This is a genomic window from Nocardia terrae (assembly GCF_009760405.1).
GTDB classification, from domain to species: domain Bacteria; phylum Actinomycetota; class Actinomycetes; order Mycobacteriales; family Mycobacteriaceae; genus Nocardia; species Nocardia terrae.
Window position 1 is genome coordinate 89,167 of sequence record NZ_WRPP01000017.1, and the last position, 26,064, is coordinate 115,230.

6 protein-coding genes (1 of these 6 only partly in view) are annotated in these 26,064 nt (G+C 70.8%); 5 read left to right on the forward strand and 1 reads right to left on the reverse strand.

All coding sequences use genetic code 11. The annotated features are described in order from the left end of the window. The 4 genes from GPX89_RS43335 to GPX89_RS43350 form a co-directional block, all read left to right on the forward strand. Positions 1-4,800, forward strand: partial view of a non-ribosomal peptide synthase/polyketide synthase gene (locus GPX89_RS43335; RefSeq protein WP_157393609.1) — the end only. Its footprint begins 13,020 nt before the window's first position; only the last 4,800 of its 17,820 coding nucleotides appear in the window; its start codon lies beyond the left edge, outside the window; it ends in the stop codon at positions 4,798-4,800. Then, complete coding sequence (locus GPX89_RS43340; RefSeq protein ID WP_157393610.1) at positions 4,800-23,873, forward strand: non-ribosomal peptide synthase/polyketide synthase; 19,074 nt, start codon at positions 4,800-4,802, stop codon at positions 23,871-23,873. Before GPX89_RS43335 ends, GPX89_RS43340 begins: the two co-directional genes overlap by 1 nt. Before the next feature lie 6 nt (positions 23,874-23,879). After that, positions 23,880-24,098 carry an MbtH family protein gene (locus tag GPX89_RS43345; protein ID WP_157393611.1) on the forward strand — a complete coding sequence of 73 codons (219 nt, stop codon included), beginning with the start codon at positions 23,880-23,882 and terminating at the stop codon, positions 24,096-24,098. Positions 24,099-24,217: 119 nt separating this feature from the next. Then, positions 24,218-24,361 carry a hypothetical protein gene (locus tag GPX89_RS43350; RefSeq protein WP_157393612.1) on the forward strand — a complete coding sequence of 48 codons (144 nt, stop codon included), beginning with the start codon at positions 24,218-24,220 and terminating at the stop codon, positions 24,359-24,361. A gap of 334 nt (positions 24,362-24,695) precedes the next feature. Here the strand turns inward: GPX89_RS43350 and GPX89_RS43355 are convergent, their stop codons facing one another. Further along, positions 24,696-25,154: an ester cyclase gene (locus tag GPX89_RS43355; RefSeq protein ID WP_157393613.1), complete on the reverse strand. Its 459-nt coding sequence runs from the start codon at positions 25,152-25,154 to the stop codon at positions 24,696-24,698. A gap of 102 nt (positions 25,155-25,256) precedes the next feature. Here GPX89_RS43355 and GPX89_RS43360 point away from each other — a divergent pair, with 102 nt between their 5' ends. Further along, the gene (locus GPX89_RS43360) at positions 25,257-25,910 is read left to right on the forward strand and encodes a TetR/AcrR family transcriptional regulator C-terminal domain-containing protein (RefSeq protein WP_157393614.1); all 654 of its coding nucleotides are present in this window, start codon (positions 25,257-25,259) and stop codon (positions 25,908-25,910) included. Positions 25,911-26,064: the final 154 nt, after the last annotated feature.

Below are 26,064 nucleotides of genomic sequence, written 5' to 3' on the forward strand. Positions count from 1 at the left end.
GGTGAGCTGGACGCCGCGGCCCTGGGCGCGGCCTTCACCGATGTGCTGGAACGCCACGAATCACTGCGCACCGTCTACCCGGAGACCCCCGAGGGCGCCGCGCAGGTGATTCTGCCCGCCGCGCAAGCCTTCTCGGAGCTGAAGGTGCTGCCGGTCAGCGAGGACGAGCTGCCGGTGCGGATCCGCGAGATCCTCACCACCACCTTCGACGTCACCACCGAGGTGCCGATCCGGGTGGAGTTGCTGCGACTGGTGACCTCCGACGGCACGCCCACCGGTCAGCACGTGCTCGCCGGTGTGCTGCACCATATTTCGGCCGACGGCTCCTCGATCGTGCCGCTGGTGCGCGACCTCATGGTGGCCTACGACGCCCGCCGCGCGGGCCGCGCTCCGGCGTGGTCGCCGCTCGCGGTGCAGTACGCCGACTACGCGCTGTGGCAGCGCGCCCTGCTCGGCTCCGAGGACGACCCGGAGTCGACGGCCACCGCCCAGCTCGCCTTCTGGCGCGAGACCCTGGCCGGCCTGCCCGACCAGCTGGACCTGCCCGCCGACCACCCGCGCCCGGCGCGACAGAGCCTGCGCGGCAGCTACCTTCGCCTCCCGCTCGACGCCGAACTGCACGCCGGCCTCACCGAACTGGGCCGCCGCCACGGCGCGACCCTGTTCATGGTGGTGCACGCCGCCTTCGCGGCCCTGCTCTCGCGGCTGTCCGCTACCACCGACATCGCGGTCGGCACCCCGATCGCGGGCCGCGGCGAGGCCGCCCTGGACGACGTGATCGGCATGTTCGTCAACACGCTGGTGCTGCGCACCCAGGTGCGCGCAGGTGAGCCGTTCACCGCGTTGCTGGCCCGGGTCCGCGGCGGTGACATCGCCGCCTTCGGCAATGCCGACGTCCCGTTCGAGCGGCTGGTGGAGGTGCTCAACCCGGCACGCTCCACCGCCCGGCACCCGCTGGTTCAGGTGGGCCTGTCCTTCCAGAACATCGAGCGCGCCGAGCTGCGACTGCCGGAGCTGACCGTCAGCGAGGTCGAATTCGACGCCCACGTGGCGCAATTCGATCTGCACCTGTTCGCGGTCGACCACTACGGCGAGACCGGCGCGCCCGCCGGACTGGAACTGACCCTGGGCTACGCCCACGACCTGTTCACCGAGGCCACCGCGCAACGCTTCACCGCCGCGCTGGCTCGGGTACTGGAAACCGTTGCCGCGCAGCCCGAGACCGCCGTCGGCGATATCGATCTGCTGGGCGCGGGCCTGCGGCAGCGCATCCTGCACGACTGGAACGCCACCGCGCATCCCGTCGAATCGGTCACCCTGGCCGATCTGGTCGACGCCCAGGCGACGGCGACGCCGAAGGCGATCGCGCTCGTGGACGGCGAAACCGTGCTCACCTATGCGGAATTCGACGCCCGCGTCAACCGCCTGGCGCGTCGCCTGATCGCGGCGGGCGTCGGCCCCGAGACCGGCGTGGTGCTGGCCATGCGGCGCGGCGTCGACCTGGTGGTCGCCATGTACGCGGTGGTCAAGGCGGGCGGCGCGTACGTCCCGATCGATCCCGACCACCCGGCCGACCGCATCGCCTACATCGTCGAAACCGCGGCTGCGGCAGCGGTTCTCACGACGGCCGCCGACGGTGTGCCGTTCGAGACCGAGGTTCCGGTCCTCGAGGTCGACACGCTGGACCTCTCCACCCTGTCCGCCGCCCCCGTCACCGACGCCGAGCGCGTCCGCCCGCTGCGCGAGCAGCACCCGGCCTACGTCATCTTCACCTCCGGCTCGACCGGCCTGCCCAAGGGCGTGGCGGTGCCGCACGCGGCCATCGTCAACCAATTGAGCTGGCTGCGCGCCACCTTCGAGCTGGGCGCGGCCGACCGCGCCCTGCTCAAGACCCCCGCCACCTTCGACCTGTCGGTGTGGGAGTTCTGGTCCGCGCTCACCACCGGCGGCAGCCTGCTGGTCTCCGCCGCGGGCGATGAGCGCGACCCGGATCGCCTGCGCGCCCTGATCGACACCCACGGCGTCACGGTCCTGCACCCGGTGCCCTCGCTGCTGGGCATGCTGCTGGCCGGCGGCCCGCTGCCCGCCTCGGTGCGCGCGGTGCTGGCCATCGGCGAGGCGCTGCCCGCCGCCACGGCCGCCGAGTTCCTCGACGAGAACGCCGGTGGCGCACGGCTGTTCAACCTCTACGGCCCCACCGAGGCGACGGTGTCCATCACCGCCCACGAGGTGCGCGAGCACCACCGCCAGGCGGTGCCGATCGGCTCGCCCGCGTGGAACAGCCAGGTCTACGTGCTCGACGCCCGTCTCTCGCCGGTCCCGATCGGCGTGCCCGGTGAGCTCTACCTGTCCGGCGCGCAGCTGGCCCGCGGCTACCACGGTCGCCCGGCGCTGACCGCCGACCGCTTCGTCGCCGACCCGTTCGCGGGTGGCCGCATGTACCGGACCGGCGACATCGTCCGCTGGCGCGCAGACGGCGAACTCGAATACGTCGACCGCGCCGACTTCCAGGTCAAGATCGGCGGTTTCCGCATCGAGCTCGGCGAGGTCGAGACCGCACTGCGCCGGCAGGCGGGCGTTACCGCCGCGGTGGCCGTGGCCCGGACCACCGACGCCGGGGCGCAGCTGGTCGCCTACGTCGCGGTGCCCGGCACCGCCGAGGACCGCCGCGACGACGTGTCGGCCACCCTGCGCGCCGCGCTCGCCGCCGAGCTGCCGAAGTACATGATCCCCGCCGCGCTGGTCGTGCTGGATGCCCTGCCGCTCAACGCCAATGGCAAGGTCGACCGGGCCCGGCTGCCCGAACCGGTCTTCGCCGTAGCGGCCTACCGCGAGCCGGTGACGGCCCTCGAACAGGCCGTCGCCGCGGGCTTCGCCGAGGTCATCGGCAGCGGCGAGCAGACCCTCATCGGCTTGGACACCGATTTCTTCGCCCTGGGCGGCAATTCGCTCATGGCGACCCGCCTGGCCGCCCGGCTGGGTTCGGATCTCGGTGTGCGAGTGCCGGTTTCGGTGCTGTTCGACGCCCCGACCGTGGCCGGTCTGGCGGACTGGATCGCCACCGCCGACCGCTCGGAGCTGCTGCCCCCGCTGACCCGCCGCGCGGACACCACCCCGGCCCCGCTGTCGCTGGCCCAGCAGCGCATGTGGGTGCTCAACCGCCTGCACCCGGCGTCGGGCGCCTACAACGTGCCCGCCGCGGTCCGCCTCACCGGCGACCTCGACCGGGTCGCGCTGACCGCGGCCCTGCGGGATGTGCTGGAGCGCCACGAGATTCTGCGCACCCGCTACCCCGAGATCGACGGCGAACCCGTACAGGTGGTGCTGGAGCTCGGTGAACTCGACGGCGAGCTCACCCCGGTCGCGGTGTCCGAGAACGAGATCCACGCTCGCATGATCGAGGTGGCCACGGCCGGTTTCGATGTCACCGCCGCCCCGCCGGTGCGGGTGACCCTCTTCGAGATCACCCCCACCGACCACGTGCTGCTCGTGGTGCTGCACCACATCAGCGCCGACGGCTTCTCGGTCCTGCCCATGACCCGGGACCTGGTGGTGGCCTACACCGCCCGCCGCTCCGGCGACGCCCCCGCCTGGGCTCCCCTCGAGATCCAGTACGGCGACTTCGCCACCTGGCAGCGCGCGGTCCTGGGCTCCGACACCGATCCCGACAGCCTGCAGTCGCGGCAGCTGCGCTTCTGGGTGGACGAATTGCGTTCCGCTCCGGAGCAATTGGCATTGCCCACCGACCGGCCCCGCCCGGCCCGGCGCGAAATGCTCGGCGAGACCCTCGCTTTCGAGGTCGAGCCCGCCACCGTCGCCCGGCTCTCGGCCCTGGCCCGCGAGCACGGCGCGACCCTGTTCGGCGTGGTGCACGCCGCGTTCGCGGTGCTGCTGTCGAAACTGTCCGGCGAGCGCGACATCTCGATCGGCGTCCCCGTCGCCGGTCGCGGTGAGCGGGCGCTGGACGACCTGATCGGCATGTTCGTCAACACCGTGGTGCTGCGCGCCGAGATCGACGGCAAGCTGGCCTTCACCGATCTGCTGCGGCAGGTGCGCGACCGCGATCTGGCCGCCTTCGACCACGGCGACGTGCCGTTCGAGCGCGTGGCGGACGCGGTGCTGGCCGCCACCGGCCGGTCCCGTTCGGCCGCGGTGAACCCGCTGTTCCAGGTGGCCTTCGCCTTCCAGAACATGGCGCCGGTCTCGGCGGCCCTGCCGGGCCTGACGGTCGAGGCGCTCGAGCCCGAGCTCACCGAGGCCAAGTTCGACCTCCAGCTCACCGGCATGGAACGCCACGACGCGGCCGGACAGGTGGTGGGCCTGGACATGCGGCTGGTGTACGCCACCGACATCTACGGCGCCGACAGCGCCCGCCTGCTGGCGCAGCGCCTGCTGCTGGTGCTCGACGCCGTGGCCGCCGACCCGGAATCCCCGGTGCGCGCCATCGACATCCGCACCGAGGCCGAGCGCAAACGCCCTGCCGCACAGAGCAAGCCGGAAACGGACCTGCCCGCCCTGATCGCCGCCGCCGCGGCGATCGACCCCGCCGCCGTGGCCCTCATCCACGGCGCGCACACCGTCACCTATCGGGATCTCGCCGAGAAGATCGCCGTCACCGCCCGCGCCATGGGCGCCGCCGCGAAGCCGGAGGCGCTGGTGAACGTGGCACTGGCCGGATTGGTCCCCGGCATTCTGGCCGCCCTCGGCGCGGCCGGACTCCTCCAGGCCCTGAGCACGCTCACCGCGGACGCGCAGGCTCTGGTCCTTCGCTCGGAAAGCACGTCGGAAGGAAGCCTCTGATGCATTACGCAGAGTCGATCGCCACCAGCCGCAGCGGACGGGTCACGGTCTTGCGCCGGGCCTACGGCGTGGGCGACCTACCAGGTCTGATAGCCATCGTGGCCGAGCTGGACGCCGACCGCGTCGCCCTGCGGTACGGGGGAGACAGCGTCGCCTACGGGGCCCTGGCCACCGAGATCGCCATGCTCAGCGAGGCCATGGGCGGCGCGCTCGAGCCCGAGGCGCTCATGCAGGTCGTGGTGTCGGGCCAGCTGCCCGGCCTGATGGCCGGCGAGGAGGGCGGGCTGACCGCGGCGCTGGAGTCGCTGGTGGACGACGCCGTGCTGGCCGCCGCCGACATCCTCGACCCGAAGCTGGCCCCGGTCGAGACGCTGAGCACCCAGTTCCGCGAACAGGTCCGGCGCACCCCCGACGCGGTGGCCCTGGAATTCGAGGGCGAGACCCTCACCTACGCCGAATTCGCCACCCGGGTCACGGTTCTCGCCCGCCACCTGCGCGGTCTGGGCGTGGGCCCGGACGTGCTGGTGGGCCTCGCGGTGCGACGCTCGTTCGAGCTGCTGGTCGGCATGTACGCCATCCTCGAGGCGGGCGGCGCGTACGTGCCGATCGACCCGGACCACCCGGCCGAGCGCACCTCCTACGTGCTCGAGGTGGCGCGCCCGGCGGTCGTGCTCACCACCGCCGACCAGCCGGACTTCGAAGTCGACGTCCCCGTGCTGCGCATCGACGAATTCGAGCGCAACGCACGGGAATACGGCATCGACGGTGACGATGTTCCCTCCCCGGCCGACGATCCGGAGCTGCCGCAGCCCGGACCCGACAATCTCGCCTACGTCATCTTCACCTCCGGCTCCACCGGCCGCCCCAAGGGCGTCGCCATCCCGCACCGCGCGGTCATCGCGTTCCTGCGCTGGCAGCAGCGGCAGTTCCGGCTCACCGAGCAGGACGCGGTGCTGTTCAAGACCTCCACCACCTTCGACGCCTCGGTGTGGGAGATCTTCTGGCCCCTGCAGACCGGGGCCCGGGCCGTGGTCGCCGCGCCGCAGGGCCACCTGGATCCCGCCTACCTGCTGCGCCTGATCCGCGAATCGGAGGTCACCACCACCTTTTTCGTGACCCAGATGCTGGCGGCATTGCTGGCCGAGGTGCAGCGCAGCGGCGAGGACATGCCCGATTCCCTGCGCTACCTGCTGACCGGTGGCGAGACCGTACCCGTGAGCATCGCCGCTGACTTCCGCAGCGTCAGCGGCGCGACCCTGTTCGACGTGTACGGCCCCACCGAATCCACCGTGCTCGCCACCGCCCACGAGGTCACCGGCGCCGATGTCGACAGCATCCCGATCGGCATCCCCGGCGACGATGTCGAACTGCTGGTGCTCGACGAGGATCTGCGCCCCGTGCCGGTCGGCGTGGTGGGCGAACTGTACGTGGCAGGACCGCAATTGGCGCGCGGCTACCTCGGCCGCGCCGGCCTCACCGCCGAACGCTTCGTGGCCAACCCCGAGGGCCCCGAGGGCGACCGCATGTACCGCACCGGCGACCTGGTGCGCTGGGTGAACGGCGACGGCGGCCCCGACGAGCTGGAATACGTGGGCCGCAGCGACTTCCAGGTGAAGATGCGCGGCCTGCGCATCGAACTCGGCGAGGTGGAATCGGCGCTGCGCCAGGCCGCCGCGGTCGCGCAGGCGGTCGTGCTGATGCACACCCGCCCCAGCGGCGAGCAGGCCCTGGTCGGCTATGTGGTCGCCACCGAGGGCACCGAGATCGACAGCGCCGCCGTGCTTTCCACCGTGCGCACGCTCGTGCCCGAGTACATGGTGCCGACCCTGCTGGTGCCGATGGCCGAGCTGCCGCTCAATGTCAACGGCAAGGTCGACCGGCGGGCCCTGCCCGAACCGGACTTCGCCGAGAACGCCACCGTCTACCGGGCCCCGGCCACCCCGGCCGAGGAGGCCGTCGCCGCCATCTTCGCCGACCTGCTCGAACTCGACCCGGCGACGGTCGGCGCGGACGACGACTTCTTCACTCTGGGCGGCAATTCGCTCATCGCGACCCGCGCGATCGCCCGCATCCGCGAGGCGCTGGGCGCCACCGTGGACGTGCGCGACTTCTTCGAGCGCCCGACCGTGGCCGCGCTGGCGGCCCTGGGCGAGGCGGCGAGCGCGGCGGCCCGCCCGCCGCTGACCGCCGGGCCGCGTCCCGACCACATTCCGCTCTCGCCCGCCCAGCAGCGCATGTGGTTCCTCAACCACTTCGCGCGCAGCGAATACGACCCGGCCGCCGACGAATTCGATCCCTCCGCGGTCGACAACGTGCCGTTCGCGCTGCGCCTGCGCGGCGACCTCGACACCGCGGCGCTGGCCGCGGCTTTCGCCGATGTCATCGAGCGTCACGAGTCGCTGCGCACCTACTACCCGGCCGCCGAGGCGGGCCCGGCCCAAGTGGTGCTGCCCGCCGCCGCGGTGGACCTGACCCCGCGCGAGGTCCCCGAGGACCAGCTGGCCGCGACCGTACTGTCCTTGGCCGCACAGGGTTTCGACGTCACCGCCGAGGTGCCGCTGCGCGCCCGGCTGCTGCGTTCGGGCCCCGCCGACCACACCCTGGTGGTGGTCGCCCACCACATCGCCGCCGACGGCGCGTCCATCGGACCGCTGGTGCGCGACCTGGTCATGGCCTACATGGCCCGGCAGCAGGGCCAGCGCCCGCAGTACGAGCCGCTGGCCGTGCAGTACGCCGACTACGCGCTGTGGCAGCGCGCCTGGATGGGCGATGAGGCCGACCCGGACTCGGTGTCCGCCCGCCAGATCGCCTTCTGGGCCGACGAACTCGCCGAGCTGCCCGCCCAGCTCGACCTGCCCGCGGATCGCCCGCGCCCGGCGGACTCGACCTTCCGGGGCGCGTCCTTCGACACCGTCCTCGACGCCGAGCTGCGCGCCGCGGTCGACCGGGTGGCCGCCGAGCACCGCGCCACCCCGTTCATGGTGCTGCACGCCGCGCTGGCCGCCGTGCTGGCCCGGCTCTCGGGCACCACCGACATCGCCATCGGCACCCCGGTCGCGGGGCGCGGCGACCAGGCCCTCGACGACCTGGTCGGCATGTTCGTCAACACCCTGGTGCTGCGCACCGACGTGCGCGGCGCGGATTCCTTCGCCGCGCTGATCGGCCATGTGCGCGACCGGGATCTGCGTGCCTTCGCCCACCGCGACGTGCCCTTCGAGCGCCTGGTGGAGGTGCTCAACCCGCCGCGCGCCCGCAACCGCCACCCGCTGTTCCAAGTGGCGCTGTTCATGCAGAACCTCGGTGAGATCAGCGCCGCGCTGCCGGGGCTCAGCGCCGAGGGCCTGGACTTCGATCCGGGCATCGCCAAGTTCGATCTGCAGCTCACCGTGATCTCCGACGGTGACCGCTACCGCGTCCAATACAACTACGCCACCGACCTTTTCGACGACCACACGGTGCGCGAGTTCGCCGCCAAGTTCACCCGCCTGCTGACCGCCGCCACCGCCGACGCCGCGGTCCCGGTCGGCGATATCGAACTGCTGGACGCGGGCGAGTACGACTACGTCACCTCGAGCTGGAACGCGACCGGCTCCCGCGTCCCCGATCAGTTCCTGCACCAGGGTTTCGACGCCCAGGCGGCGCGCACCCCGAACGCCCGCGCCCTGGTCTTCGGCGACACCGAGCTGACCTACGCCGAGTTCTCCGAGCGCGCGAATCGCCTGGCGCGCTACCTGATCGAGACCGGTGTCGGCCCGGAATCCCTCGTGGTGCTGGCCATGGCGCGCTCGGTCGAGCTCGTGATCGCCATGTACGCGGTGCTGCGCGCCGGCGGCGCGTACGTCCCGATCGATCCGTCCCACCCGGCCGAACGTGTCGGCCACATCCTCACCACCGCCGGGCCGCACTCCGTGCTCACCACCCGGCTCGACGGCTTTACCCTGCCCGAAACCGTCGATATCCCACTGCGTTACGTCGACGACCTGGATCTGACCGCATACTCCGGCGGCAAGATCTCCGACCGTGAACGCGCGGCCGCGCTGCACCCCGAGCACCCCGCCTATGTGCTCTTCACCTCCGGCTCCACCGGCAAGCCCAAGGGCGTCGCGGTCACCCACCGCGCCATCGCCAACCAATTGGCCTGGATGCAGGCCGAATACGGGGTGCGCGGCCAGGACGTCTACCTGCAGAAGACCGCCACCACCTTCGACGTCTCGCTGTGGGGCTACTTCCTGCCGCTGCGCACGGGCGCGACCCTGGTGGTCGCCACCCCCGACGGCCACCGCGACCCCCGCTACATCGCCGAAACCATTGCCCGGCACCGGGTCACGCTGACCGACTTCGTGCCCTCCATGCTCTCGGTGTTCGCCGCGCACGCCGAACCGGGCGAACTCGATTCGCTGCGCGATGTCTTCGTCATCGGCGAGGCCCTGCCGCCGGAGACCGTCGCCGCCTTCTGGGCGGTCAGCGACGCCGGGGTCCACAACCTGTACGGCCCGACCGAGGCCGCGGTGTCCATCACCTTCCGCGAAGCCCACCGCTCGGATTCCCTCACCGTGCCGATCGGTGAGCCGGAGTGGAATTCCCAGGTGTTCGTGCTGGATTCGCGCCTGCACCCGGTGGCCATCGGGGTGCCGGGCGAGTTGTATCTGGCGGGTTCGCAGCTGGCCCGCGGCTACCACGGCCGGGTCGATCTGACCTCGGACCGGTTCGTGGCCAACCCGTTCGGCCGCCCCGGCGAACGCATGTACCGCACCGGCGACCTGGTGAAGTGGACCGAGGACGGCGAGCTGGTCTACCTGGAGCGCTTGGACTTCCAGATCAAGTTCCGCGGCCAGCGCATCGAGCTGGCCGAGATCGAGAGCGCACTGCTGCTGGCGGCCGGGGTCTCGCAGGCCGCGGTCCGGCTCGTCACCGCCGAAACCGGTGACTATCTGGCCGGATACGTGGTCGCGGCGCCCGGCGTCGACCTGGACCCGGAAACCCTGCGCGATGGGCTGACCCGCGTCCTCCCGTCCTACATGGTGCCCACCGCGCTCATGGCGCTCCCAGAACTCCCGCTCAACTCCAGCGGCAAGCTCGACCGCAAGGCCCTGCCGGTTCCGGAACTGCGCGCCAAGGACTTCCGCGCCCCCGTGGACGCCGCCCAGCGTTTGGTCGCGGCCGTGTTCGCCGAGGTGCTGCACGCCGACCGCGTCGGCCTGGACGATGACTTCTTCGCCCTCGGCGGCAGCTCCCTCGACGCCGCCCGGGTGACCGCCCGGCTGGGCGCCGAGCTCGGCGCCCGCGTCCCGGTGCGTCTGCTGTTCGAGGCTTCCGGCGTCGAGAGCCTGGCCGCCGCCCTGGTCGCCGCGAATCCCGATGCGGCTCGCCCGGTCCTGACCGCCCGCCCGCGTCCCGAGCGCATCCCGCTCTCGCCCGCCCAGCAGCGCCTGTGGTTCCTCAACCGCGTCGAGGCCGAAGACGGCGAAAGCAGCGTCTACAACCTGCCGATCGTGCTGCGACTACGCGGCGGGCTGGACATCGCGGCGCTGGAACTGGCCACGCTGGATGTGCTGGCCCGCCACGAATCCCTGCGCACCCTCTACCCGGACTCGGAATCCGGCCCGTACCAGCAGATTCTGGACGTGGCCGACATCGGGCTGAGCCTGAACCCCGTACCGGTCACCGCCTCGGAGCTCAGCGGCGTGATCGCCGCCTTCGCCACCGCTGGCTTCGATGTGACCGCCGAACTGCCCTCGCGCATCGGACTTTTCGTTCTCGACGACGAAGACGCCGACCGCACCCCGGAGACGGCCGAATACGTCCTGGCCGTGGTCGTGCACCACATCGCGGCCGACGCCCTGTCACTGCAGCCGCTGATCGCGGACCTCATGCGCGCCTACACCGCCCGGCTGCTGGCCGCCGACCCCGCCTGGGAACCGCTGCCGGTGCAATACGCCGACTACAGCCTCTGGCAGCACGAATTGCTCGGCGACGAGCGGGAATCCGGCTCGCTGGCCCATCAGCAGCTCGACTTCTGGCGCAGCACGCTCGCGGGCCTGCCTCCGCAGCTGGCGCTGCCGGTCGACCGTCCGCGCCCCGCCGTGCCCACCAATGCCGGTGCCTCCGTGCAGTTCTCGATCGACGAAGCCGTCGCCACGAAACTCCGCGAACTGGCCCGGGCGCACGGCGTCACCATGTTCATGGTCGTGCACGCCGCCTTCGCGACCCTGCTGGCCCGCAGCTGCGGCACCGCCGACGTGGCCGTGGCCTCGCCGATCGGCGGCCGCGGCGAGCGCGAACTCGACGCCCTCATCGGCATGTTCGTCAACACCCTGGTGCTGCGCACCCAGGTCGACAGCGACCTGTCCTTCGCCGACCTGCTGGGCCGGGTCCGCGCCGCCGACCTAGCCGCCTTCGCCCACGCCGAGCTGCCCTTCGAGCGCATCGTGGACGCCCTGGCCGTGGACCGCACCACCGGTGCGTCGCCGCTGGCCCAGGTCATGCTGTCGTTCACCGACGCGGCCCGCATGGACGGGGCGAGCACCTTCGCGCTGCCGGAGCTGACCGTCTCTCCGGTCGAAATCGATGACCCGACAGTGAAGTTCGACCTGCACCTGGTGGTCGGCGAGCTGGGGGAGCAGGCCGGGCTGACCGGCAACCTGCGCTACGCGAGCGAACTCTTCGACGCCGAGACCGCCGCCGCTCTCGCCGAGCGTTTGGGCCGGATTCTGGCGGCGGTGGCCGCAGACGCCGACGTCCTGGTCGGCGACCTCGACGTGCTCGGTGCGGTCGAGCGAGAAATGGTCGTCCGGGCCTGGAACGACACCGCCTTCGACGTAGCCGCCGCGTTGAGCGCGAGCCGCCCCTCGTCATCCCGGCAGACCCTTGGCCGGGATCCACTGCGCTCTGGCGGATCCGGCGTGGATTCAGGCCGAGAGCACGCCGGAATGACGGAGGACGGCGTCATGACGCTGCCCGCCTTGTTCGAAGCCCGTGTCGCTCGCACCCCCGACGCGACCGCCCTCACCTTCGAGGGGACGAGTCTGTCCTACGCCGACTTCGCGGCCCGCGTCCGCCGACTGGCGCGCTGGCTGATCGCCGAGGGCGTCGGCCCGGAATCGCTGGTGGCGCTGGGCATGCGCCGATCCATCGACCTGGTCGTCGGCATGTACGCGGTGAGCGTGGCCGGAGCCGGCTACCTGCCGCTGGACCCCGACCACCCGGCCGATCGCATGGACTACATCCTCGAGACCGCCGACCCGGTGACCGTGCTGACCTCCGGCACCGACCTGCCCATCGACACCGCGCAGGTGCGCATCGACCTGCTCGATCTGGTCGGCTACTCCGACGAGCCGCTGACCGACGCGGACCGCATTGCCCCGCTCCGGGATTCGAACACCGCCTACGTCATCTTCACCTCCGGCTCGACCGGCCGCCCGAAGGGCGTGGCCGTCTCGCACGCCTCGATCGTGAACCGCCTGACCTGGATGCGGGCCGTCTACGACCTGACCGCCGCCGACGTCATGCTGCAGAAGACGCCGATGACCTTCGACGTCTCGGTGCCGGAGTTCTTCCTGCCGCTGCAGATCGGCGCACGCCTGGTGATCGCGAAGCCGGAGGGCCACAGCGACCCGGTGTACATCGCGGAACTGATCGCCCGCGAGGGCATTACGGTCGCCCACTTCGTGCCTTCCATGCTCGCGGTGTTCGTGGCCGAAGAGGCCGCCGCGCACTGCACCGGCCTGCGCATGGTCTTCGCCTCGGGCGAGGCGCTCGCCCCGAAGTCGGCGCACAAACTGCGCGAGCTCACCGGTGCGGAGCTGCACAACCTGTACGGTCCGACCGAAGCCGCCGTCGAGGTGGCCTACCACCGCGTGGTCGACGCCGACGTCCACGACGTGCCGATCGGCCGCCCGGTCTTCAACACCCAGCTCTACGTGCTGGATTCGCGCCTGCGCCCGGTCCCGGTCGGTGTCGCGGGCGAGCTCTACCTGGCCGGTCGCCAGCTGGCCCGCGGCTACGTCGCGCGACCGGACCTGTCGGCGGATCGCTTCGTGGCCAACCCCTTCGCCGCCGGCGAGCGCATGTACCGCACCGGCGACCTGGTCAAGTGGAACCGCGCCGGGGAGCTGGAATACCTGGGCCGCACCGACTTCCAGGTGAAGCTGCGCGGCCTGCGCATCGAGCTCGGCGAGATCGAGGCCGCGCTCACCGCCATGGATTCGGTCGCGCAGGCCGTGGTCGTGGTCAGAGACGCCCAGCTGGTCGCCTACCTGGTGCCCGTCGCGGGTGCCGCACCGTCGCCGCTCGAGATGAAAACCGAGCTCGCCCAGCGGCTCCCGGTCTACATGGTGCCCGCCGTCTTCGTGCTGCTGGACACCTTCCCGGTCAACTCCTCCGGCAAGCTCGATCGCGGCGCGCTGCCCCTCCCGGCGGCCGCCGCCACCGCGTTCCGCGCACCGACCGGCCCCGAGGAGCGGATGGTCGCGGAGGTGTTCGCCGGGCTGCTCGGCGCCCCCCGCGCTGGCGCCGACGACGACTTCTTCACTCTGGGCGGCAACTCCCTCATCGCCACCCAACTGGTGGCGCGCCTGGCCCAGACCACCGGCGTGCGGATTCCGCTGCGCGCCGTCTTCGAGGACGCCACGGTCGCGGGGCTCGCCGCCCGGATCCGCGCCTCCGACGCCGAATCCGTCATCGAACTGCCGCCGGTCACGCCGCAACAGCGCGGCGACCGCATCCCGCTGTCCATTGCGCAGCAGCGCATCTGGTTCCTCAACCGCTTCGACATCCGCGACGGCTACACCATCCCGTTCGCGCTGAAGCTCACCGGCCAGCTGAACATCGAGGCGCTGCAGGCCGCCGTCGCCGACGTGGTGAACCGCCACGAGACCCTGCGCACCATCTACCCCGAGCACGACGGCGAGGCGAGCCAGCTCATCCTGCCCGCCGGTACCCGGCTCATCGATCTGGTGGCCGAGCCCGTCTCGTCGGCCGAATTGCCCGGCGTGGTGGAAGCGGTGGCGCGCACCGCCTTCGACGTCACCGTCGAGGTCCCGTTCCGCATCCGGCTGCTGCAGCTCACCGACGAGCCCGGCACCCACTTGCTGGTCATGGTCATCCACCACATCGCGGCGGACGGCTGGTCCTTCGGCCCGCTCACCCGCGATATCGCCGCCGCCTATGTGGCGCGCTGCGCGGGGGAGGCCCCCAATCTCGAGCCGCTGCCGGTGCAGTACGCCGATTTCGCGCTCTGGCAGCGTGCCGCCCTCGGCGGTCCCGACGAGGCGGAGTCGGTGCTGGCCCGCCAGCTGGCGCACTGGACCCGCCGCCTGCGCGGGGTGCCGGATGTCCTGGCCCTGCCCTCCGACCGCCCCCGGCCCGCCGTCGCCAGCGGTCGCGGCGCGGGCTTCGCCGGCCGCTTCGACGCCGAATTGCATTCGGCGGTGCTGGAGTTCGCCGCCGCTCGCCGCCTGACCCCGTTCATGGTGCTGCACACCGCGCTGGCGGTGACGCTGGCCCGGCTCTCCGGCACCGGCGACATCGTCATCGGCACCCCGGTGGCCGGGCGCGGTGACCAGGCGCTCGACGATCTGGTCGGCATGTTCGTCAACACCTTGGTGCTGCGCACCGAGGTCCGTTCCGACGCGTCCCTGTCCGAGCTGCTCACCCAGGTCCGCGACACCGACCTGACCGCCTTCGAGCACGCCGTCGTGCCCTTCGAGATGCTGGTCGAGGCGGTGAATCCGGTGCGCTCGCAGGCGCATTCACCGCTGTGCCAGGTCACCCTGACCCTGCAGAACCACTCCCGGCCCAGCGTCCGGCTCAACCGGCTGGCCATCGAGGCGCTCACCGTCGACGCCACCGTCGCCCAGTTCGACCTGGACTGGACGCTGGCCGAGACCACCGACGCCGACGGCGACCCCGGCGGCATCGAGGTCTACATCACCTACGCCACCGACCTTTTCGACGCCGCCACCATCGGCGGCTTCCAGGACGCCTACGAGCGCGTGCTGCGCGCCCTGCTCGCCGACCCGCGCACGGCGGCCGGGGATCTGGAGATCATGTCCCGCGCCGAGCGCGGACAGCTACTGGTCGACCGCAACGCCACGACCGTGCCGCTGCCGGTGGAGACGCTCGCGCAGCTGCTGGACGCCCGCGCGGCCCTGGATCCGGAGGTCGAGGCGCTCTTCTTCGAGGGCGAGCGCGTCACCTACGCCGAGCTGGCGAGCCGCGTGAATCGCCTGGCCCGCCTGCTGATCTCGGAGGGCGCCGGACCCGACGCCATCGTCGGGGTCACCGCGGAGCGCTGCATCGACATGGTGGTCGCGCTCCATGCCGTCGTGGTCGCGGGCGCCGCCTACGTTCCGATCGATCCGGCCCACCCGGCCGACCGCATCGCGCACGTGCTCGGCACCTCCGACGCCACCCTGGTGCTCACCGTCGGCGGCGCGACCTTGCCGGAACTCGACGGAGTCCGCGTACTCGACGTCGCGGAGCTGACGGAATCTGGTGCGCTGGAGCCTCTTTCGGCGGGTCCGTTGACGGATGCCGACCGCCTCGCCCCCCTGCGCCCCGACAACCTGGCCTACGTCCTCTACACCTCCGGCTCCACCGGCCTGCCCAAGGGCGTGGCCACCAGCCACCGCGCCATCATGAACCAGCTGCGCTGGCTCGAGGACCGCTACGGCGTCACCCGCGCCGATCGCGTCATGCAGCGCGCCCCGCTGGCCTTCGACGTCTCGGTCTGGGAATGCTTCCTGCCCGCCATGGTCGGTGCGCCCCTGGTGATTCCGCGTCCCGGCGGCCACCAGGACCTGGACTACCTGGCCGGACTCATGCGCGAATTCGGCATCACCATCGCCGAGCACGTGCCGTCCGTGCTGGCCGCCCTGGTGGCCGAGGGCCACGGCGACGCACTGCGCTCGTTCCGCCACCTGCACACCGGCGGCGAGGCGCTGCCGGTCGAACTGCTCGGCAAGCTGCGCGAACTGGTGAGCGGCTCGGTGCACAACGCCTACGGCCCGACCGAGGCCGCCATCAGCACGATCTACCACGAATTCTCCGACGCCGACCCGGATTTCGAGGTCGCCATCGGCCGCCCGAACTGGAACACCCGCGCCTACGTCCTCGACGCGCGCATGCGACCGGTTCCCACCGGGGTGATCGGTGAGCTGTACCTGGCCGGTGCGCAGCTGGCCCGCGGCTACCAGGGCCGCGGTGCGCTCACCGCCGACCGGTTCGTGGCCGACCCGTTCGGCGTGCCCGGCGCGCGCATGTACCGCACCGGCGACCTGGCGCGCTGGAACCGCACCGGCGACCTGGTGTACGTGGGCCGCAACGACTTCCAGGTGAAGCTGCGCGGCCAGCGCATCGAGCTGGGCGAGATCGAGGCCGCGCTGCTGTCCGCGCCGGGCGTGGCCCATGCGGTCGTGCTCCTCGCCCGCGACACCGCCGGCACCGACTGCCTGATCGGCTACGTCTCCGGCGCGGGACTGGCCGCGGATACCGTGCTCGAGCACGCCCGCACCCAGCTGCCCTCCTACATGCTGCCCGCCCACCTGGCGGTGCTCGACGAGATGCCGCTCACCAGCGTCGGCAAGCTCGACCGGAGTGCCCTGCCCGCGGTCGAATTCACCGCCGCCACCGTCGCCTACCGCGAACCCGCCCCGGGCGCGGAGTCCACGCTGGCCGCCCTCGTCGGCGACCTGCTCGGCGGCCTCACCATCGGCGCCGACGACGACTTCTTCGCGCGCGGCGGCAATTCACTGCTGGCCATGCGTCTGGTGGCGCGCGCCAATGCCGCCCTGGGCGCGGACCTGAGCGTGCGCCAGCTGTTCGAGGCCCCGACCGTCGCGGAGCTGGCGACCCGGATCACCGGGGGCGGGCAGGGCGTGCCGCTGCGCCGCATGCCGCGCCCGGAGCGAATCCCGCTGTCGCCGGTGCAGACCCGGATGTGGCTGCTCAACCGCCTCGACCCCGAATCCGCGGCCTACAACCTGCCCTCGGCGGTCCGGGTCGTCGGCGAGATCGATACCGGGGTGCTGCGCGCGGCCTTCGCCGATGTGGTCGCCCGCCACGAGGTGCTGCGCACCATCTACCCGCTCGACCCGGACGGCGTCGGCTACCAGCTGGTCCTGCCCGCCGAGACCGCGCCGCTGCCGTTGGAGATCCGAACCGGCGCGAACGCCGCCGATCCCTCCTGGATCGCGGCCTTCGCCGGAGCCGGATTCGACGTCACCACCACCGTCCCGCTGCGCGCCGCCCTGCTGCGCGAATCCGAGCACAGCCACGTGCTGGTGGTGGTCATGCACCACATCGCCGGCGACGGCCAGTCGATGACGCCGCTGCTGCGCGACACCATCACCGCCTACCTGTCCCGGGCCGCGGGCAATGCCCCGGTGTGGTCGGACCTTTCGGTGCAGTACGCCGACTTCGCGCTCTGGCAGCGGGCGACGCTGGAACTCGACGGTGCTCGTGAACTGGAGTTCTGGACCGAGACCCTGCGCGACCTGCCCGAGGAACTCCCGCTGCCCACCGACCGGCCCCGGCCGGAGATCGCCTCGGGCCGCGGCGCTTACGTGCACACCCGGCTCGACGCGGGTCTGGCCGCCGGAATCCGGCGAATCGCGGAGGCGCACAATGTCACTCCGTTCATGGTCTGGCACGCCGCGCTGTCGGTGCTGCTGGCCCGCATGTCGGGCACGACCGATATCGCCATCGGCACCCCGATCGAGGGGCGCGGCAATGCCGCCCTCGACGATTTGGTCGGCATGTTCGTCAACACCCTGGTGCTGCGTACCCGGCCCACACCGGATCTCGGCTTCGACGAACTGCTCTCGCGGACCCGGTCCGCGGACCTGGCCGCCTTCGACCACGCCACGGTCCCGTTCGACCAGGTCGTCGACGCCCTCGGCGTCCCCCGCAACCAGGCCCGCAACCCGCTGTGCACCGTGGTCCTGACCTACGACAACCTCGGCCCGCAGTCCTACGCGGCACCCGGCCTGATGCTGGAGCCGGTCGACTTCGAGCAGCCCGTGGCGCGGTTCGACCTGCAGTTCGCGGTCTCCGACGAACCGGACGCCGACGGCCGCCTGGCCCTCGAACTCAACTACGCCACCGACCTTTTCGACGCGGACACCGCCGCCCGCATCGCCGCGCGACTGGAACGCGTCCTGCGGGCGGTCGTGGCCGATCCGGCAGCGATCATCGGCGATATAGAACTGATGGACGCGGACGAGCACCGTGCGGTGGCCGAGGAATGGGTGTCCGCGGGCGACGACAGCATCGGCGATCCCGATGCCACGCTGTCGAGCCTGTTCGACCTGGCCGTGGCGGGTAATGCCGACCGCGTCGCGGTGCGCTTCGGCGAGCGGGAGCTGACCTACGCCGAGCTGGACCGGCGCGCGAATGTGCTGGCGCGCACGCTGATCGCCGAAGGTGCCGGTCCCGAGTCGCTGGTGGCGGTCATGCTGCCGCGATCCGCGGAGCTGGTGGTGGCGCTGCTGGCGGTCATCAAAACGGGCGCGGGCTACGTGCCGGTCGACCCGACCTACCCGGCCGATCGCATCGCCTACGTGCTCGGCGACGCGAAGCCGACCAGCGTCGTGCTCGACTCGACGGTGACTGTCGAGCTTCCGGACGGTCTGAACACCGTTCTGCTGGACGGTATCTCGTATGACGAAGATGCTGCCGACGCTCCGGTGACAGATGCGGACCGCCGCGCCCCGCTGCGGCCCGATCACGTCGCCTACGTCATCTACACCTCCGGCTCGACCGGCCGCCCCAAGGGCGTGGCCGTGGCGCACCGAAACGTCGTGCGGCTCATGGCCAATACCGATCGCGAGTTCGGCTTCGGCCCCGACGATGTGTGGACCCTGTTCCACTCCTACGCCTTCGACTTCACCGTCTGGGAGCTGTGGGGTCCGCTGCTCTACGGCGGCAAGCTCGTCGTGGTCGACTACTACGTCTCGCGCTCGCCCGAGCAGTTCCTGGAACTGCTGCGCCGCGAACAAGTCACGGTCCTCAACCAGACACCGTCGGCGTTCTACCAGCTCGCCGAGACCGAGCGCCTGGCGCAGCCCGGTGACCTCGCGCTGCGCTACGTCATCTTCGGCGGTGAGGCCCTCGAACTGCGTCGCCTCTCGGATTGGGTTGCCCGCCACGGTGACAGCTCGCCGCGCCTGGTGAACATGTACGGCATCACCGAGACCACCGTGCACGTCTCGGTGCGGTTCCTGGATGCCGGGACCATCGCCGCCGCCACCGGTTCGCTGGTGGGCCGGGCCATCGCGGGTCTGCGCGTGTACGTCCTCGACGACCGCCTGCACCCGGTGCCGGTCGGCGTCCCGGGCGAGATCTATATTGCCGGAACGCAATTGGCACGCGGCTACCTCGGCCGCCCGGACCTGTCCTCGGCCCGGTTCGTGGCCAGCCCGTTCGGAGTCCCCGGCGAGCGGCTCTATCGCTCCGGTGACGTCGGGCGCTGGAACCGCTTCGGCGAGCTCGAGCACATGGGTCGCGCCGACGATCAGGTCAAGGTGCGCGGCTTCCGCATCGAGCTCGGCGAGATCGAATCCGCGGTGCTGGCCCAGCCGGGTATCGCGCAGGCCGCGGTCATCGTGCGCGAGGACCGGCCCGGCGACCGCCGCATCGTCGCGTACGTCGTGCCGCAGGACGGACTCGCCCCGGCCGTCGACGCCGTCCGCGACGGCGCGGCCGAGCTGGTGCCGTCCTACATGGTCCCGTCCGCGATCGTGGTGGTGGATCGAATCCCGTTGACCGTCAACGGCAAGCTGGACCGTCGCGCGCTCCCGGCCCCGGCCGTACAAGCACGTGCCTTCCGTGCGCCCGAAACCTCCACCCAGGAGACGGTCGCGGCGGTCTTCGCCGAGGTGCTCGGTCTGGACCGGGTCGGCCTGGACGACGACTTCTTCGATCTGGGCGGCAACTCGCTCATCGCCACTCGCGTGGTCACCCGACTCGGCGCCGTCCTGGACACCACCGTCGCCATGCGGGCCCTGTTCGAGGCCACCACCGTCGAGGCCCTCGCCGCCCGCCTCGAGTCACAGGCGCACAACGGAACTCGCGTCAAGCTCGTGGCCCGCACGCGGACCCTCGGCGAGGATCTGCCGCTCTCGCCCGCGCAGCAGCGCATGTGGTTCCTGAACCGCCTGGATCCGGAGTCCACCGCCTACCACATCCCGCTCCCCATCCGCCTGACCGGACCGCTGGACGTCCCGGCGCTGCAGGCCGCGATCGCCGACGTGGTGGTGCGCCACGAGGTGCTGCGCACCGTCTACCCGCAGACCGTCGCGGGCCCGGTCCAGCAGGTGCTGCCCGCCGCCACGGTCGCGGATCTGCCGGTGCTCAAGGCGATCCCGGTGGAGGAGTCGACTCTCGCCACGGCCGTCGCCGAGGTGATCGGCAAGGGCTTCGACGTCACCGCCTCGGTGCCGCTGCGGGCCGCGCTGTTCGAACTGGCCCCGCAGGACTATGTGTTCGTCGTGGTCATGCACCACATCGCCGGTGACGGCGCGTCGCTGGCCCCGCTGGCCCGCGACATGATGCTGGCCTACTCGGCGCGCACCGGCGGCACGGCCCCGGCGTGGACGCCGCTGCCGGTGCAGTACGCCGACTACGCGCTCTGGCAGCGTGAACTGCTGGGCGCGGAGGACGATCCGGATTCGCTGATCACCCGTCAGCTGGGCTTCTGGACCGAGAACCTGGCCGGACTGCCCCCGCTGCTGGAACTGCCCGCCGATCGGCCGCGTCCGGCGGTGTTCGAGGCCGCGGGCCGGCGCGTCGACTTCACCCTCGACGCCGGAACCCACACGGCGCTCGCCGAATTGGGGCGCGCGCACGGCGCGACCCTGTTCATGACCGTGCACGCGGCCTTCGCGACGCTGCTGTCCCGGCTCACCGGCTCGGCCGACATCGCCGTCGGCACCCCGGTCGCCGGGCGTGACGACGCGGCGCTGGACGACTTGGTCGGCGTGTTCGTCAATACGCTGGTCCTGCGCACCGGCATCGACCCCGCCGAGGGCTTCGGTGATCTGCTGCGGCGGGTCCGGACCGCGGACCTGGCGGCCTTCGAGAACGCGGATATGCCGTTCGAGCGACTGGTCGGGGCCCTGGACCCCGAGCGGTCCACCGATCGCAATCCGCTGGTCCAGGTCGGCTTCTCGTTCAACAATCAGCAGCAGGCCGCCTTCGAGCTGGACGGGCTGGCCGTGTCCGCCATCGAATTCGACACCGACGTCACCCAGTTCGACCTGCACCTGGTGGTCGCCGACAGCTACGACGCCGACGGTGCGCCCGCCGGGCTGACCGCCACCATGACCTACGCGACCGCCCTGTTCGACGCCGACACGGTGGCGGGCTTCGTCCGCCGCTTCCGGCGGGTCGTCGACGCGGTGGTGGCCGATGCCTCGGTCCGGACCGGCGAGATCGACATCCTCGACGCCGACGAGCGCACCCTGGTGCTCGACGAATGGAACGACACCACCGCCGTTTTCGGTGTCGAACCGGAACCGACACTGGTCTCGCTGTTCGACGCGGCGGTCGGCAGGCACGCGCACAGCGTGGCGCTGGTGATGGACGGCGCCGAGCCGCAGACGCTCACCTACGCCGAGCTCGATGCCCGCGTGAATCGCCTGGCGCGCATGCTGATCGAGCGCGGCATCGGTGCGCAGAACACCGTGGCGCTGGCCCTGCCGCGTTCGGTCGAGCTGGTGGTGGCGATCTACGCGGTGCTCAAGGCCGGTGCGGCCTATGTGCCGATCGATCCCGCGCAGCCGGAGGAGCGCGTCGCCTACATCCTGGACACTGCCCGCCCGGCTCTGGTGCTGACCGCGTCGGATCTCGCTGTGCCCGCGTGGATTCCGGCGATTCGGTTCGACGGGCTCGCGCTCGAGGGCTACGCGGCGGACCCGATCACCGCGCGGGAACGCCGGGACAAGCTGGTCGCGGGCAATACCGCGTATGTCATCTTCACCTCCGGATCGACCGGCCGTCCCAAGGGTGTGGCGGTCTCGCACCGGGCCATCGTCAACCGCCTGGTGTGGATGCAGTCCGAGTACCGGCTCCGGGGCGACGATGTCGTGCTGCAGAAGACACCCGCCACGTTCGACGTGTCGGTGTGGGAGTTCTTCTGGCCCTTGCAGGTCGGCGCGCGCCTGGTCGTGGCGGCTCCCGAGAGCCACCGCGATCCGGCCTATATCGCGCGGATTATTTTTGCCCAAAATGTGACTACGCTTCATTTCGTACCGTCCATGCTGGCGGCCTTCGTGGCCGAACCCGCGGCCCGCGAGTGTGTTTCGCTGCGTCAGGTCTTCGCCTCCGGCGAGGCGCTGCCCGGCGGCACCGCGCAGCGACTCCGCGAACTGACCGGTGCACGACTGCACAACCTGTACGGACCCACCGAGGCCGCGGTCGACGTGACCTATCACGAGGTCATCGACGCCGACCTCGAGACGGTGCCGATCGGGCGGCCGGTGTTCAACACCCGGGTGTACGTGCTGGATTCGCGGCTGCGGCCGGTGCCCGCGGGCGTCGCGGGCGAGCTGTACCTGGCCGGCGACCAGCTGGCGCAGGGCTACGTCGCCCGGCCCGACCTGACCTCGGATCGCTTCGTCGCCAACCCGTTCGGCGTCGCGGAACGCATGTACCGCACCGGCGACCTGGTGCGGTGGAACCGCGAGGGCGAACTGGAATACCTGGGCCGCACCGACTTCCAGGTCAAGCTGCGCGGCCTGCGGATCGAACTGGGAGAGATCGAGACCGCGCTGACCGCGCTGGAGGAGATCGCCCAGGCCGTGGTTACGGTGTGGCCGGGCTCCGACAGCGCGAGCGAGCACCTGGTCGCGTACCTGTTGCCCGCCAAGGGATTCGGCGAGCCGGACATCGACGCGGTCCGCCGGGCCCTGGCGCGGCGGCTGCCCGCGTACATGGTGCCCTCGGCCTACGTCGCGCTGGCGGAACTGCCGCTCAACCCGTCGGGCAAGCTGGACCGCCGCGCACTGCCCGCACCGTCCTTCGCGGTGCGCGAATTCCGCGCTCCCACCACGGAATTGGAGGCCACCGTATGCGCCGCCTACGCCGAGGTGCTCGGGGTCGAGCGGGTCGGCCTGGACGACGGCTTCTTCGAGCTCGGCGGCACCTCGCTACTGGCCACCCGGTTGGTGGCGCGGCTCGGTGAGCTGCTGGGCGAACCGGTTCCGCTGCTGTTGCTGTTCACCGCGTTCACGCCCGGCGAGCTGGCGCGGGAACTGCGGGCGGACGGCACCCGGTTCGCCGGTGCGGACGCGGCCCTGGACGTACTGCTGCCGCTGCGGCGGGAAGGCAGCCTCGAACCGCTGTTCTGCATCCACCCGGTGGGCGGCATCTCATGGTCGTTCGCGGGGCTGAGCGCCCATCTGGACCAGGACCGGCCGATCTACGGCCTGCAGTCACCGGCTCTGAAAGCCGGTGGTGCGCTGCCGGATTCGATCGAGGAATGGGCGGACGTGTACGTGGCCGCGATCCGGTCGGTGCAGCCGGCCGGGCCGTACCACCTGCTGGGCTGGTCGCTCGGCGGTGTACTGGCCCACGCGGTGGCGGTGCGGCTGCAGCGGGACGGCGAGCAGGTCGCGTTGCTGGCCATGATGGACAGCCATCTGGCCGTGCCCGACGTCGAAGCCGCGGACGACTCCCGTGCCGCGGTGGCCGAAATGCTGGGCGGGCTGCTCGGCGACCGGGCCGCGGAGCTCGACCTCGGCGATGTCACCGAACCCTCCGAACTGGCGGCACGGCTGGTCGCGCTGGGTGAGGCGGGCGGATTCAGCCTCGCGTCGTTCGGCGTGGAGGCGATCACCCGGGTGCTGGAGTCCGGCACGCGGTCGATGGCGTTGGCGCAGGAGTACCGGCCGCGCGTATTCCACGGCGATCTCACGTATTTCACCGCGGCACTGGAACAACGGCAGGCCACCGGCGCGACCGGCTGGTCGGCGGTGATCGACGGCGACATCCGCGATCACCCGGTGCAGGCCCTCCACTGGCACATGACCTCGCCTGAGGCGCTCGCGCAGATCGCGCGAATTCTGAAAGGGTAGATCCAGATGAGTAATCCCTTCGACGACGAAAACGCGCAGTTCTACGTACTCGTCAATGAGGAGGCCCAGCATTCGCTGTGGCCGGTGTTCGCCGCCATTCCCGGCGGCTGGACCGCCGCGTTCGGCCCATCGGTCCGGCAGAGCTGCCTCGACTATGTCGAGGCGCACTGGACCGATATGCGGCCCGCCTCCCTGGTTCAGGCCATGTCCGTCGAGCCCGACTAGTCCTGCGGCACAAGCTGTTCCGCAATCCAAGACCCGAGGCCATACCGGCCTCGTGCGGCGGTCCCGAGAAAACCAGAAATCGAGGGGTTTGTCCGCGTCGTGAAAGAAAGGGAAACACCATGACCACCACTCCTCCCGCCGGAACCGGCACCACCGTCGACATCGGCGCGATCGTCTCCCAGGTGCTGAAGTTCCTGGGCAGTGGCTCCACGACCAGCTACACCCCCAAGGGCCCGAAGCTGAAGAACGACTCCGCGAAGTAATTCGCGCGCAAAGACCAGATCTTCCCCGAAAGGATTCGCAATGCCCCTGTACACCGGAAGCGGCTTCACCGACCTGCTGCTCGCGATCGCTCATGTGGTGACCGCTGGTTCGTCGACCTCGGTCATCCAGCCGGGCGGGACGACCACCACTACCCCCTAGGAGACGCGATGTTCAGCGGCAGTGCTGTGAACAACTTCTTCGAATTCCTGGCTTCGACGCTGGGCACCGGCTCGAGTTTCACCTTCCCGCCTCTCGGTAACTGAGGTCAGGAAGTGAAGGCCGCCAGGGCGTTCCGGTCCTGGCGGCCCGAGCGACGCACTGCCCGTGCCGGTTTCAGTCGACCGTCGGCCAGTCCCAGCCCAGCTGGAGGAACATGCCCAGGCGGTCGCTGACGGCGCGGATCTCGGTGATGCGCGAGTCGGTCAGGGTGAAGATCCAGATCTGCTCGACGTCGCAGGTCCGGCCGGTCGGCTCCGGCATGCGGGCGTGCGCGCCGGTGTGCCGGCCGATCACCCGGAGGCGGGCGACGATGCGATCGTCCTCGCCGATCAGTTCCTGCACCAGGATTCCGCTCTGCGCGTCCTCGGTGGCGCTGAAGGCCGCGAGCTGCTGCCGGAAGCCCTCGATGGCCGCGCCGGGGGTGTCCTCCTCGCCGAAGATCACCTTGTTGTGGTCGATCACCTGCGGGGACAGGTACCGCACCCACTCCGTACCGCCTTCGAGGCCGTGGTTCAGCGCGTCGATGAACGCGGTGATGACGGTCTTGTTGTCGGCGACGGCGGTGGTGTTCATGAGGTTCTCCCGATCTCGATGACTCTTACGTCGTAAGAGTTCGTTGCCGTGGACTATGCTCCACTTACGACGTAAGAGTTGTCAACCCTCGGAGGAAAACTCATGGCCGCCAAGCGCACCCGAGCCGAACGAGCCGGGATCTCGCGCGAGCAAGTACTCGACGCGGCCTTGGCCTTCGCCGACCGCGAGGGCGTAGCGGCGCTGTCCATGCGCAAGCTGGGGGCTGAACTGGGCGTAGAAGCTATGACGCTCTACCACTACGTCCCCAATAAGGACGCGCTCCTGGACGGCATGGTCGAGCGTGTCATGTCCCGGGCCGATACCGGATTCGCCGACGGCCCTTGGCAAATCGCCATCCGCGACTACGCCCGAGCCCTCCGCGCCGCCCTACTGGAACACCCGGGCTCCCTACCGCTGGTCGCCGCCCGCCCCGCCGTGACTCCCCGCACCCTGCAAACCGCCGAGCGCGGTCTGAAACTACTGGTGGACTCGGGCTTCGAGCTCGGAACCGCCCTCGACGCCCTCAATGCGATCACTCTGTTCGTTGTGGCGCACGCCAATTCGGAAGTCCGGACCGCGCCTGTGAACGAAGCGGAGGAACCCGGCTCGATCGAGTTCCTGAAATCGCTCGATCCCGCCGAATTCCCATTGATCCTGCGAGCCGCCCAAACCTCGGCGGGAACCGATGACCACGCTCGGTTCGACTTCGCCATTGCGGCAATGATTCACGGATTCGCCACAGTGATGGAAGTCTAAATTCTCTGGTAGCCAACAATTTACGCTGCGTGTTGCTTCGATCATGCTGTCGTGTCGCTTGATTCGAAACTATGATCGAATGTATGACCGAAACCGCAGCTGACCTGTTCGCCGCCCGTGCGGTGATCGAGGAGCTGCGTGTCGTGCACTCGGA